At 58.7% G+C, this 12,868-nt stretch carries 13 protein-coding genes; 1 reads left to right on the forward strand and 12 read right to left on the reverse strand.

Annotation, left to right across the window (positions count from 1 at the left end):
- The 7 genes from AAF739_12660 to AAF739_12690 all read right to left on the reverse strand — a co-directional run bounded on the left by AAF739_12660 (position 1) and on the right by AAF739_12690 (position 7,122).
- Positions 1-1,008: an iron ABC transporter permease gene (locus AAF739_12660; GenBank protein ID MEM6383520.1), complete on the reverse strand. Its 1,008-nt coding sequence runs from the start codon at positions 1,006-1,008 to the stop codon at positions 1-3.
- Positions 1,001-1,924 carry an iron-siderophore ABC transporter substrate-binding protein gene (locus AAF739_12665; GenBank protein MEM6383521.1) on the reverse strand — a complete coding sequence of 308 codons (924 nt, stop codon included), beginning with the start codon at positions 1,922-1,924 and terminating at the stop codon, positions 1,001-1,003. The genes AAF739_12660 and AAF739_12665 overlap by 8 nt, the downstream gene beginning before the upstream one ends.
- Before the next feature lie 468 nt (positions 1,925-2,392).
- On the reverse strand, positions 2,393-3,103 hold the full coding sequence (locus AAF739_12670; protein MEM6383522.1) for a TetR/AcrR family transcriptional regulator: 711 nt from the start codon (positions 3,101-3,103) through the stop codon (positions 2,393-2,395).
- A 332-nt stretch (positions 3,104-3,435) separates the two neighbouring features.
- Complete coding sequence (locus AAF739_12675; GenBank protein MEM6383523.1) at positions 3,436-4,092, reverse strand: nucleoside/nucleotide kinase family protein; 657 nt, start codon at positions 4,090-4,092, stop codon at positions 3,436-3,438.
- Between the two features lie 18 nt (positions 4,093-4,110).
- Complete coding sequence (locus tag AAF739_12680; GenBank protein ID MEM6383524.1) at positions 4,111-4,887, reverse strand: ATP-binding cassette domain-containing protein; 777 nt, start codon at positions 4,885-4,887, stop codon at positions 4,111-4,113.
- Positions 4,887-5,948: an ABC transporter permease gene (locus AAF739_12685; protein MEM6383525.1), complete on the reverse strand. Its 1,062-nt coding sequence runs from the start codon at positions 5,946-5,948 to the stop codon at positions 4,887-4,889. Before AAF739_12685 ends, AAF739_12680 begins: the two co-directional genes overlap by 1 nt.
- Before the next feature lie 139 nt (positions 5,949-6,087).
- Positions 6,088-7,122: a sugar ABC transporter substrate-binding protein gene (locus AAF739_12690; GenBank protein ID MEM6383526.1), complete on the reverse strand. Its 1,035-nt coding sequence runs from the start codon at positions 7,120-7,122 to the stop codon at positions 6,088-6,090.
- Positions 7,123-7,287: 165 nt separating this feature from the next.
- Here AAF739_12690 and AAF739_12695 point away from each other — a divergent pair, with 165 nt between their 5' ends.
- The gene (locus tag AAF739_12695) at positions 7,288-8,565 is read left to right on the forward strand and encodes an ROK family transcriptional regulator (protein ID MEM6383527.1); all 1,278 of its coding nucleotides are present in this window, start codon (positions 7,288-7,290) and stop codon (positions 8,563-8,565) included.
- A 4-nt stretch (positions 8,566-8,569) separates the two neighbouring features.
- Here the strand turns inward: AAF739_12695 and AAF739_12700 are convergent, their stop codons facing one another.
- From AAF739_12700 to AAF739_12720, 5 genes are read right to left on the reverse strand one after another with little or no spacing between them, the layout of a single operon-like run.
- Entirely contained in the window at positions 8,570-9,835 is a 1,266-nt protein-coding gene (locus tag AAF739_12700) for a molybdopterin molybdotransferase MoeA (protein MEM6383528.1), read from the reverse strand.
- A gap of 39 nt (positions 9,836-9,874) precedes the next feature.
- The gene (gene moaC / locus AAF739_12705) at positions 9,875-10,369 is read right to left on the reverse strand and encodes a cyclic pyranopterin monophosphate synthase MoaC (GenBank protein MEM6383529.1); all 495 of its coding nucleotides are present in this window, start codon (positions 10,367-10,369) and stop codon (positions 9,875-9,877) included.
- Positions 10,366-11,166, reverse strand: a complete 801-nt coding sequence (gene trpC / locus AAF739_12710) for an indole-3-glycerol phosphate synthase TrpC (protein ID MEM6383530.1) — start codon at positions 11,164-11,166, stop codon at positions 10,366-10,368. The genes moaC and trpC overlap by 4 nt, the downstream gene beginning before the upstream one ends.
- On the reverse strand, positions 11,166-12,200 hold the full coding sequence (gene trpD / locus AAF739_12715) for an anthranilate phosphoribosyltransferase (GenBank protein MEM6383531.1): 1,035 nt from the start codon (positions 12,198-12,200) through the stop codon (positions 11,166-11,168). Before trpD ends, trpC begins: the two co-directional genes overlap by 1 nt.
- Positions 12,201-12,211: 11 nt before the next feature.
- A complete protein-coding gene (locus tag AAF739_12720; GenBank protein MEM6383532.1) occupies positions 12,212-12,838 on the reverse strand; it encodes an aminodeoxychorismate/anthranilate synthase component II in 627 nt (208 codons plus the stop codon).
- Positions 12,839-12,868 lie beyond the last annotated feature (30 nt).

Genomic DNA, 12,868 nt, shown 5'->3' on the forward strand with positions numbered 1-12,868 from the left:
TCACGCTCCGCGCCTAAGAATGAGCAGAAAGAAGGGCGCTCCAATCAGGAGCGTTGCCACGCCAACCGGTGCTTCCGCCGGCGGTGCGAGGATCCGAACAATCGCGTCCGAAAACAGAAGAAGAGCTGCGCCAACCAATACGGCGACCGGCAGGCACATCGTCAAGCGACCGCCGACAATGCTTCGTGCAACGTGCGGAGCGATTAGCCCGACAAAGCCTATCGGGCCGGCGATGGCGACCGCGAGGCCCGCAAAGCAAAGCGCGAAGAGCAGTGACAGCACCCGCGTTTGCAACGGATCGATGCCAAGCCCTGTCGCTGTTTCATCGCCCATGCTCAAAATGGTGAAGCGTCCACTGTATGCCCAGGCGAGCAAGGCAACGATCAGGATGATGACACCTAGTGGCACGACCACGTTCGGTGGCCGATCCGCCAGCGACCCAGCAAGCCAGACACGCGTATCGCCAAGCGTATTGGTATCAAGCGACAAAACGGTGGTGGTCAGTGCAGCAAACAGAAGGGCGAGGACAGCGCCGGACAAGATGAGCCGGGTTTTGCTTGCGCCAACACTCGAAAAGCCGCCAGCCAACGCAAAGGCCATGGTCCCGGAAACGACCGCGCCGACAATTGCGGCCCCGGTGCTCGAAAGAAGCGTCAACTCGCCGGGGAAGAGCGCCGTATAGAGGACAACAGCAAGACCCGCGCCCGACGAGATCCCCAAAAGGCCCGGCTCCGCCAACTCGTTCCTGGTAAGCGACTGAAGCAACAAGCCGCTGATCGCGAGCGCCGCGCCAACGGACAGCGCGCCGATGATCCGAACTGCGCGTAGCGACGCAACGGTCGCATCAGTTGCCGGTAGGTCCTGTGCAAACAGAAAGCCCATAACCGCCGATGGTCCTAGCGGGTAGGCTCCTGCGAGAAAGCTTACGGCAATCCCGCAAAAAACAAGCACGTATAGCGCGAGTAGGCCGGGGGATCGCCAAGTCAACTCGGCACGAGCGCTACTCACCGAGGAAGATGCGTTCGATATCGTCAAGGATCGCTTCAGCCGAGTGCAGCCCGCCAAACGCCGTCCAATGATCGGGGGAAACTTCGTGGGCTTGATCGTCAGCGACAGCAGGGATTTCCGCCCACAGAGGATGGTTGACCGTCTCGCTGCGAAGGGTGGACCCTTGTGACACGTGATGCCCGCCCCCAAAAACGTAAAGCAGGACATCGCCATCCAACAAAGGCACACCTTCCCAAGTGGGCCGGATGAAAACGGTATCCCCATCGGTTGTTTCGGCCGCAGGTCGACCGATGCCGACATCGGACAGCACCGCCATCGGGGCGTAGGCAGATGGCCCGTCGAGATAGACCTGAAAGCCTCCCGGAACGATCCGCAAAAACGAGGCTGTAACCTCGCCATTCAACTGATCTTGCAGCTCTGCAAGGCGTTCCTTATAGGCGGCGAGGCTTTGTTCAAACTGGCGACTGGAGTTCGTCGCTTCGCTGATGACCTCGAAGTAAGTTTCCCAGTCCGCCGTATCGACCAAAACCGTCGGCGCAATGCGCGTCAGGTTTTCCAGCAAGCGTTCGTGCATATAGGCATCGCCGAGAATCAGATCGGGCTGTGCAGACAACAACTCTTCAAGGCTGGGCTCCTGGAACTGCCCGAGATACACAATCGAGCTTAGCTGATCCTCAGTTGCGAGATCTGTCACGCCAGCTGGCCACTGGGGACCCGAGCGAGCCGCGGCAACAACTGGCAGGTCCAGATAAAGGGCCATTTGCATATTGAAATATGGGTCGAGGACGGCAATGCGTGCCGGAACGTCCGGAACACAGACGGCACCGCCTACGATGTTCGAGCTCTCCAATAGACGGCCGCTGCAGGCCTCGCTTGCCCAGCTCGAGCGAGCTTCCGATAGATTTGCGACGCTCAACAGGAGCATGGCCAAGAAGACGCACGCTGAAGGGCCCCTTCGCATCGCATTCACCTTTTGCACGTTTCCATACCGCCGCATGGCGCAGACGGTTCCTGACGGTACCGAACCTCTGCTTGCAACCCGCGACGATCGCTGCGCCTTCGTAAGGGCCAGCCGAGCTCGAAAAGACCGGTCCACAAAAGCGAGGTCGGGCGCGCACCCTTCCGCTTCGATGGCCAGGCTTTTCATACCGTTCGAAATCAAATTGGGGTTATTATCGCGTACAGAGCGAGTCAAGCTACAGCACTCCGCGCGCTACGGCGTAGCCAAGCAAAAGCCCAAAAAACAACAGTCTTTTAGAACCGTTCGAAAGTATGCCCGGATTTCATGATGCTAATGGCGTACATGATGTCCAGGAATGCGGCGGAACTGAGTGGGAGTGACGTTCGCAATAGCGCGTGTCGGCTGAGCCAGCTTGAAGGGAGCTTACACTGCGGGCTGCGTGCTGTTCGACGCCCACAACAGGACACGTCGGACATTGGAGATATAGGGCTCCACCTCGGGGGGTTCTGATGCCATGTCCTTTTCGACCATCCGGCTAATGGTCGGGTATTGCTCGTGATCCCAATGGACGGGGCTGGGATCGCGGCTTTGCATGCGCCGGTCCCACGCCTCCATCAACATGGCTTCGCCATACGTGTAGTGCATAAGCGTATGAAGCGTGTGGAAGGCGACATCGTCGGACATGCCAAGCTTCTTCAGCGCGACGACCACGCGCTCGTTAATTGCCAGAACGTGCGCATTGCCGCCTGCATAGTTGACCATCACCGTGATGACCCAAGGCTCAGATCGAAACAGGGAATACAACCCATCGAAGATCGAAAGCAGCTCGTCTATCGGGTCTTTCAGGCGGCGCAACTTGACACGCTTCAAAGCGACCCCAAGCATCTCCGAAAGCAGATCATCGCGATCATCGATGTAGCGATAGAGCGACATGGTGCCGACGCCGGCTTCCGTCGCGATCCGGCGCATCGTGACGGACGAGCCCCCATCGCGCCGTGCGATGGTCAATGCCGTCGCAACAATCTTCTTTCGTGACAGTTTTCCGGACGGCTTGCGACCGCGCCGCGACTTCTTCTCGCCGGGAGATGGGCTGTCGATAGCCGTACGTGTCTGGCCGTCTTGCGATAAGTCCATGGCATCCTTGCCGCGCGCCGCACATTAGGTCTGCAACCTTAGAACAATTCTAAGATACCAATCATTACCCTGCAAATTGCTGGAGATGCAAGCGGAAAAGTTGATCGTTTAGTCCCTGATACGGAGCGCTGGCTACGCGATAGATGACTGAGAACGCCTTTTTGAACACTACCTGCCTGGCATTTCTTTTCAGCACTTTTGTACGCAAATTACGCGTTTCATGGTGGGACCAGCCACTCCAAATTTATCCGCTGGAAGGCTCGCGGAAGACCGGCATAGACTGCGAGTAAAACGTGCGGGGAGGACTACGCGCCGGTGTCCTTGTTAGGCGATCACGGCCGGTAAATGATATTCGTCGCAGCTGAACCTTGCTGAACTAAGTCCACATTCGGCAGGTCGTTTTCGTCGATCCACGCCCGCGCTACGTCGTCTGGCCGGCCATGGGTGCGCCAACGATCCACCAGCCGTCGTTCGAGTTCATCCCGATCACTGGCGATCATGATGGTGAGGTCGAAGAGCGGTCTAAGGTCTCGCCATCCTTCGTCGTCAAGCAGCAGATAGTTTCCTTCAACGATCAAGGTTTTCACGCCTTGGTCGATGATCCGTGCACTTGCGCGCGACAGCTCCTGGTGCCGGTCAAACACTGGAACCGCTACATCGACCTCCTCATTGGTCCTCAGCCTCTGGAGCAACGAGGTCAAGCCTCCCAGATCGAAGGTATGGGGGGCGCCTTTCCGGTCTTGATGACCTCGTTGCGTGAGGACCGCGTCATCATAATGAAAGCCATCCATCGGAACGACAGCGCACGTCTCGTGCGATGAGCTCAACACCGCTTCGCACAGGCTTTCTGCAAGGGTGGATTTTCCGCTCGCCGGCGGGCCTGCCAGCGCAATCATGCGGCGATTACCGCTACCCATTGGCGCGGCTTGAACGGCAGCGACCAACACATCGAAGCGCTCGATAGTCTGCGGCTCGGCCTGTATGGTCACGAACGGGAATCCGGGTGTTTACGCCGCTACCGCCATGGCGGGCGGCTCTTTGGCTCCAGTCATGAACTGCACGGCTTCTGACATGGAGTAGTCAGTCGGTTTGATGACGCAGATTCGCTTTCCGAGCCGGTGCACATGAATTCTATCGGCTACCTCGAAGACATGGGGCATATTGTGGCTGATCAGGATGATCGGAATACCGCGTGCCTTCACATCGACGATAAGCTCAAGCACCTTGCGGCTCTCCTTGACCCCTAAAGCCGCGGTTGGCTCATCGAGGATTATGACCTTCGATCCAAAAGCGGCGGCGCGCGCCACCGCCACGCCCTGCCTTTGGCCGCCGGATAGCGTCTCAACCGCCTGGTTGATATCCTGAATAGTCATCAGACCGAGCTCCGACAGCTTGTCCCGTGCAAACTTTTCCATGGCAGGCCGGTCGAGTTTCCGAAACCACTTGCCCAGCGGCCCGGGCTTACGCAGTTCACGACCCATGAACATGTTATCGGCAATCGACAGGGCCGGGGACATCGCCAGCTGCTGATAGACCGTTTCAATGCCCGCTTCCCGTGCTTCAATGGGGCTACGGAACCGCACTTTCTGGCCCTCCAGAAAGATATCACCTTCGTCCGGCATGACCGCACCGGAAACCGCCTTGATCAGCGTCGACTTTCCGGCGCCGTTGTCGCCGATAACAGCGAGGATCTCGCCGGGCAGCAGCTCGAAGTCGCAATGATCGAGCGCTGTGACGCGGCCATAACGTTTGACCAGATTGGTCCCTTTGAGGATCGGTTCCATCAGGCGGCCACCTTTCTGATCCACTGGTCGACGGCGACGGCCCCGATGATGAGGACCCCAATCAGCAGGTAGGTCCACTGCGCATCAGCACCCAGCAGCCGGAGGCCCAAGGTGAAAACGCCGACGATTATGGCACCAAAAAGCATGCCCAGAATTGAGCCGCGTCCACCGAATAGGGATATCCCCCCGATAACCACAGCCGTAATGGAATCGATGTTGGCCAGCTGGCCAGAGGTGGGCGACACAGAGCCGATACGACCGATCAGCGCCCATCCAGCGAAAGCGCAGATAAGACCTGCCAACATGTAGACCGAGATAAGCGTCTTTTTGACATCGACTCCGGATAGCTCGGCCGCTTCAGGGTCGTCGCCAACGGCGTAAACGTGCCGCCCCCACGCGGTGTGCTTAAGGACGTAGGCAAGGACAAGCGTAAGCGCGATCATGAAGATTGCGCCAATTGTCAGCCGCGCGCCGCCGATCTCTATGCTGGTGCCGAATATCTGCAGGATCGGCGCTTCAGCTGCGATGGTCTGGCTACGGATGGTTTCATTGGCCGAATACAGGAAGTTTGTGGCCAGAACGATCTGCCACATGCCAAGCGTGACGATGAAGGGTGGCAGCTTAACATGCGCGACGAGCCAGCCATTGATGAAACCGATACCTGTTCCGACGGCAAGGCCGCAGACAACTGCGGTTTCCGGTGGCAGGCCATACCGGAAGGCAAACTGCCCCATCACCACGGAGGACAACACCATAATCGCACCGACCGACAGGTCGATACCGGCGGTGAGGATCACCAGTGCTTGTGCAGCGCCCACGATGCCGACGATCTGCACCTGCTGGAGGATAAGGGTGAGCGCAAATGGCGAGAAAAAGCGTTGGCCGATCAGAAGGCCGAATATGATGATCGCCGCAATCAAGACCGTCAGCGGAACGAGAGAAGGAATCTGATGCAGCAGATGCTGAAGCCGGCTGCCAAAACTTTTCTTGCCAGTATCAAACTCTGCGACACGCTGATCAGCGCCTTGTGTAGCCGCTTCATAGTTGTCGGACGTTGTCATGGGGAGCGCCTTGCCGCGGGTTTGGGTTGATGGGCACAGGTCAATGGACTGGCATATGGTGCCCGATACCAGAAGTTTCGTTGGTCATTGGATGCTGGGGGCATCCCGGATGCCCCCAGCAACACGCAAGGTCTGGTCGTTAGCCCCAGCAGAGGTTGGTACCCTCTTCGACGTCGATGCTGTCGACGCCATCAACCGGGTTAGCGGTGACAAGGGCAACGCCGGTATCAAAAAAGTCTTTCCCCGGTGTGGGCTGGGGCAGAATTCCGTCCGCAGCGAACGCAGCAATCGCTTCGATACCAAGCGACGCCATCAGCAGCGGGTACTGCTGTGACGTTGCACCGATAACGCCTTCCGCAACGTTCTGGACGCCTGGGCATCCGCCATCAACAGACACGATGAGGACATCACCCTGCCGCCCAATTGCGGTCAGCGCTTCATAGGCGCCCGCAGCCGCCGGCTCGTTGATCGTGTAAACGACGTTGATCTCTGGATCGACAGCAAGAAGCGCTTCCATGGCCTGACGACCACCTTCTTCGTTACCCGCGGTAACTTCGTTGCCGACAATGCGGGGATCATCTTCATCACCCCAGCGCGTTGGGTCGCCAAGATCAATGCCGAAACCCTGAAGGAAGCCCTGATCGCGCAGAACGCCAACCGTTGGCTGGCTGACGGCAAGATCTAGCATCGCGATCTTGGCGTTGGCAGCGTCGTCACCGAGTGTGGCAGCGGCCCATTGGCCGATCAGCTCGCCAGCAAGGAAATTGTCGGTCGCAAACGTAGCATCGGCCGAGTCGATCGGCTCCAGCGGGGTATCGAGAGCGATCACGACGAGACCGGCATCACGAGCCTGTTGGACGGCGGGAACGATCGAGGAGGTGTCTGACGCTGTCAGCAAGATACCCGATGCGCCTTCGAGGATGCATGTTTCGATGGCGGCGACTTGTGTCTCATGGTCGCCATCGACGCGGCCGGCGAATGTAAGAAGGTTGATGCCCAACTCTTCAGCCTTGGCCGTCGCACCTTCACGCATCTTCACAAAAAAGGGGTTGGTGTCGGTCTTGGTGATCAGGCAGGCGGTTGTGTCCATCGCATGCGACGTCGTTATGGTCGTCGTCGTCGCGCCAGCCGCCGCGATGGCAACGAGAGCGGTGCTAGCAATCAGTCTTTTCATGATCTTCTCCCGGGAGGTTTCTCTTGTTTCCGTCACTGACGGACGGTTTTCAGTCGCTTAATCTGTGCGACACGTCCGGAACTAAACAGAGCCCATTCTCGCCGTCAATAAATAAATAAACTTGATTTAATAAATCTCAGCGGTAGGCTGGTACGCTGAGGGATCATGAAACAGCACTCCCAAACCGCCCAGGGTAAACGCCCGTCTTTCCGTTCGGGTGCCAGCAACGGCGCAACGCCTGCAGGCGTGCGCAACTACAATGAACGTCTCGTCTTGTCGGTCATTAAGAATGAGGGGCAGGTGGCGAGCGCCCAGATTGCTCGCTTAACCTCGCTTTCCGCTCAAACGGCTTCCAACATCACCAGATCGCTTGAAGCGGACGGCATGTTGTTGCGCGGAACGCCCCAGCGCGGGCGGGTCGGCAAGCCATCTGTACCGGTTTATCTGAACCCTGAGGGATCACTGGCCTACGGGCTGAGAGTTGGCAGGCGCGGCGCCGATCTGGTGCTGATGAACATCATCGGCAGCGTGATTGATACGCGCTCGGTTCGCTACGATTATCCCGTTCCAGAAGCGATTGATGCCTTTGTGGCTGAAGGCATGGCCTCGATGGAGGACGTCTTGCCAGTGCCGCTGCGCGCCCGGATTGTCGGAATCGGCGTCGCCATGCCCTTTGGTCTTTGGCACAAACCCGAAGCTGCTGGCGCACCACCGGGCGTCATGGATGCTTGGCGTGGGCATGATTTTGTCGAGAGTTTCGCGCGCTTCACGCGCCTGCCTGTCCTCGTTGCCAATGATGCCAGTATGGGGTGCAGTGGCGAGCTGATCTTTGGCGCGGGTGAGGCGCTCTCGGATTTCCTCTATTTTTATGTAGGCGCCTTCGTCGGGGGCGGGGTGGTCCTCGATGGGAAGGTCTTCTTCGGCAAACGCGGGAACGCCGGCGCCATGGGAACCGTCCTCGTTGACGGGCTTGCCGCAGAACCTAATCAACTTGTCCATCGAGCGTCGATTTATGTCCTGGAACAGGAACTGTCCCAGACTTCCGGACGTGACGTGCGCTTGCGGATGGATTCTCCTGAATGGACGCTAGAGGATCCAAGGATCGATGCTTGGACACAGGCGACGGCCCAGGCGCTGGCAAGCGCCGCGGTTTCGTCCGCAGCTCTGGTCGATGTTGACACGGTGGTCGTGGATGGCGGCTTTCCGGCATCAATAAAAGATGCCGTGATCAACCGGATGAGGGTCGCGTTGGAAAACGTTGATATGATGGAAATCAGACCCGTTCGGGTCCATGCTGGCGTACTGGGCCGCATTTCGGCGGCCATGGGCGCAGCCTATCAGCCAATACTCGGCGCGCACTTCCTTGAAGGCAGTAAGCTGGGTGCATTCAGCCCGACGATTCTGGCAGCAAATGTCACTCCCGAAGAATCGCTGATTGTTTGAAAAATCAAAGCGGTAAGGGCATTATCTCACATGACGTACCAACTGCGAGTACGTTTGCACCGGAAGGCCGATACAGCAAAGCGTCCGCGTCGGATAAAAGCTGAAGAAGCGACGAATCTTGCGACGTAACCGGTGCGTAAGAACCGTCAGGCAGCCGCCTCGCTCGCATGAAATGGGCCCGCGGTCCATTCGAGGGAACCGGTGCACCAACGATCGCATCCTCGAGCGGCAATAGAGGTTCTGACCGACCGGAAAGTGCCGCAATCAGAGGGCGCATGAAGATCATCGCACTCACCAGTGCCGATACAGGATTGCCAGGCAAACCAAGAACATAAGCCGACCCTCCACTATTTTTTCGGGTGCCGAAAATCGTAGGTTTGCCTGGCCTTAACGCCACCTTTGGAAAGCTTAGTGCGTAGCCATTTTCCTCCAGGGCAGGGCGGACAAGATCATAATCGCCAACCGACGTGCCCCCAATCGTCACCAGCAAGTCTGCCCCACTGCAGGCAATCGCGTCTCCAAGTGCATCACGATCATCGGCGATCAAATCGAGCTTAACCAGCTTGCCGCCGAAACGCTCAGCGAGCGTTGCTACTCCAAAACCGTTCGATGCAACGATCGCCGACCCATCCTCCGACTTGTCGCGACAACTAGACTGTTCTGTCGCGACAAACGGGGTTTTTGTCGCGACAAACGGGCCACCACCTTGAGGCCAGCGCAACTCATCGCCATTCATCAAGATGGTGACAGTTGGGCGAGACTGGACGTTCAGAGATCCATGATCACCACTTGCGGCCAAAGCAAGCTTCTGCGGCGTCAGACGCATCCCCTTCCTGAGCAGCCGGTCGCCTTCGGAGAAATCTCCGCCCGCCGGCCTGATGTTCGCGCCCGAGCCAGCGCGTTCACCGACGGTGATAAAGGCTCCATCTTTCACCGCGTCTTCCTGGATGAGAACATGAGATGCGCCTGCTGGGACGGGGGCGCCGGTGAAGATACGGACCGCTTGACCTGCGCCGACTGTACCGGCCCAATGACCACCCGCAGGAACCTCACCGAGTACCTCAAACCGCTGACCGGATGAGGGTTCAATGGGCAGCGCATAACCGTCCATCGCTGAAACGGCCGACGGCGGCTGCGTGCGCTGCGCGATCACGTCCTGCGCCAACACCAACCCGTCGCATTGGAGGAGGGGCAAGTCGACGGCATCAAGCGGCGAAACGCTGTCGATCATCACCGCTAGCGCCTCTTCAAGAGGCAGCAGATCAGCCATAAGAGGGCTCTCGCACGCTCCGAGCAGGAGCACCGGCACTCATGGTGTAGGTACAGGCGCGACCCAGTCCCCAGATGCGCCGCCCGATTTCTCGACGACCGCGACGCCATCGATAACCATGCGCCGGTCTATCGCCTTGGCCATGTCGTAAAGCGTCAAGAGCGCGACAGTGCATGCCGACAGAGCTTCCATTTCAACGCCCGTCTTGCCGGTCGTTCTGACCGATGTCTCCACTGAAAAGCCCTGGTCCGTCTTGATTATGTCCACCTGAACATCGGTCAGGGCGAGCGGGTGGCACAGCGGTATCAGGTCATGGGTGCGTTTGGCTGCCATCACACCTGCGATGCGCGCCGTCGCCAGCACATCGCCCTTCTTGAGCCGATTTCCCTCGATAGCGCTCACTGTTTCCGCCTGCATTTTAATCTGGCCCCGCGCATGGGCGGTTCGCTGCGTGTCCGGTTTGTTCGAGACGTCGACCATTGAGGCCTTGCCCGCCTGATCAACATGGCTCAAGCGTTTGGACTTGCCGCTCATGCATGCACCGGATCAAGCAGCGCCAGCGTCGCAGCAACCACATCATCCTCGCGCATCAGGCTCTCACCGATCAGAAAGGTGGTGATGGAACTACGCGCCATGCGGTCGAGATCGTTCCGCGTAAAGAGCCCGGACTCACTGACAAGCAACCGATCCTCCGGCACGAGTTTGGCCAGCTCTTCGGATGTTTCAAGCCGCGTTTCGAACGTCCGAAGATTGCGGTTATTGATGCCTATGAGCGGCCCACCAAGCTTAAGCGCTCGATCAAGCTCCGGGCCGTCATGGACCTCAATCAATGCATCCATTCTATGATGGCCCGCCGCCGCAACAAGATCAGCTGCCAGCTCATCGTCGATCATCGCCATGATGATGAGGATGCAGTCAGCGCCCCAGGCGCGCGCTTCGGCGACCTGATAGGTGTCCAACATGAAATCCTTGCGCAAGCAGGGCAGGCCGGTCGCCGCGCGTGCAGCGACCAGATAGTCCGGGTGCCCCTGAAAGGACGGCGCATCGGTGAGAACGGAAAGGCAGGCAGCGCCACCGTTTTCATAAGCCTTGGCGTGGGCCGGAGGATCGAAGTCCGCACGGATTAGGCCCTTGGAAGGCGACGCCTTCTTAATCTCTGCGATCAGACCATAGGTGCCGGCGTCACGCTTTGTCTTCAACGCGTGCAGGAAGCCCCTTGGTGCGCTCTGCGCCCGGATCTCCGCGTCAAGCGTTGCAATCGATGCAACCCGCTTCGCTTCCTCAACTTCCTGCCGTTTGTAAGTAGCAATTTTTTCGAGAATGTCGGCCATCAGACGCCGCCGTTGGATACATCGACGAGGCGTGCGAGCGTTCGTTCCGCCCCGCCGGTCTCAATGGCTTCACGCGCTACGTTGAGGCCTTTCTCAACCGAGGTCACCGCGCCAGCGACACACAAGGATGCAGCCGCGTTCAGCAGCACGATATCGGCATAAGCGCTTGGCTCGCCAGCCAGCACCGCTTGCAAGGCGCTTGCGTTATGGTCGGCATCGCCGCCGACAAGCTCCCGTTCGTCGACCAGATCAATACCCTCGTCGCGCGGATCGAGCATTGCGAGGCTCACAGTGCCTTCTTCAAGCTTGGCCATCTGCGTGATGCCGGTGGTGGTGATTTCGTCCATCCCGTCTGACCCGTGAACAACCCAAGCGGCTTCGCAGCCAAGAGCATGCAGCGTCTCGGCCATGGGCATCATCCAGCGTTCGTCATAGACACCCACCAGCTGACGGGTGACCCGTGCAGGATTCGACAACGGACCTATCAGATTGAAGATCGTCCGTTGCCCCAGTTCTGCGCGGGTCGGGCCGACATGCTTCATCGCCGAATGGTGCATGGGTGCGAACATGAACCCGATTCCGGCATGTTCAATGCAAAGAGCGATTTGGTCGGCAGAAAGCTCGATATTGACCCCGAGCGCCTTGAGAACGTCCGCAGCGCCTGAGTTCGATGAAACTGCCCGGTTGCCATGCTTGGCGACGGGTACACCGCACGCGGCGACCACGATGGCAGTCGCCGTTGAAACATTATAGCTGCCCTTGCCATCGCCGCCGGTGCCCACAATGTCGATCGCGCTTGCCGCAAGGTCCGGGGGCAAGTCCACCGGGGTCATTTTCGATCGCATCGTCCTGACCGCACCGACCAATTCGTCGACGTTTTCGCCGCGCACTTTGAGCGCGATCAGGAACCCCGCTATTTGCGCCATACCAAGCGAGCCGGACATGATCGCATCGAAAGCGGTAGAGGCTTCTTCGCGGGTTAGCGCATTTCCTTGGCACACCTTAGTAAGAAGCGGCTTGAAGCTGTCGGTCATCGGGACCTCTGTTATGCGCCGGAACGCTTTTTGGCGTCGTTGAAGCGGGTCGCGATCGCCACGAAGTTCGCCAGAATCCGCTCACCATGCTGCGAGGCTATGCTTTCGGGATGGAATTGAACACCGTGCACGGGGTGGGATGTGTGGCTCAGGCCCATAATCTCCCCATCATCGGCACGCGCGGTAATCGCCATCGTCGTTGGCAGCGATGTGCGCTCGACCGCCAGAGAATGGTAACGCGTTGCATCGAAGGGGCCGTTGATCCCGCTGAAGACGTCCGCCTCGGCTGCGGGCGTTATGGGCGAGACTTTGCCATGCATAAGCTTGCTGGCCGTGATGACGTTGCCGCCATAAGCCTGGCCCATAGCCTGCATCCCCAGGCACACACCAAACATCGGTGTACTCGCGCCTAGCTTTTCGATCAGTTCAAGGCACATGCCGGCATCGTCGGGCGTACAAGGGCCTGGTGAGATGACGATGCCCTCAAGCTCTCCGCTTGCGCGTCGCTTGGCTATCGCATCGACCGTCGTCGCGTCGTTGCGCACCACATCCATCTTCACACCGGTTGCACCGAGGCAATGCACGAGGTTGTAGGTGAAACTGTCGTAGTTATCGATGACCAGATAGGTGCCGGTCATTGCAGGCCCCCCACCCTTGATCCCTCGCCA

It is taken from the genome of Pseudomonadota bacterium, assembly GCA_039024915.1.
Lineage (GTDB): Bacteria > Pseudomonadota > Alphaproteobacteria > Rhizobiales > MH13 > MH13.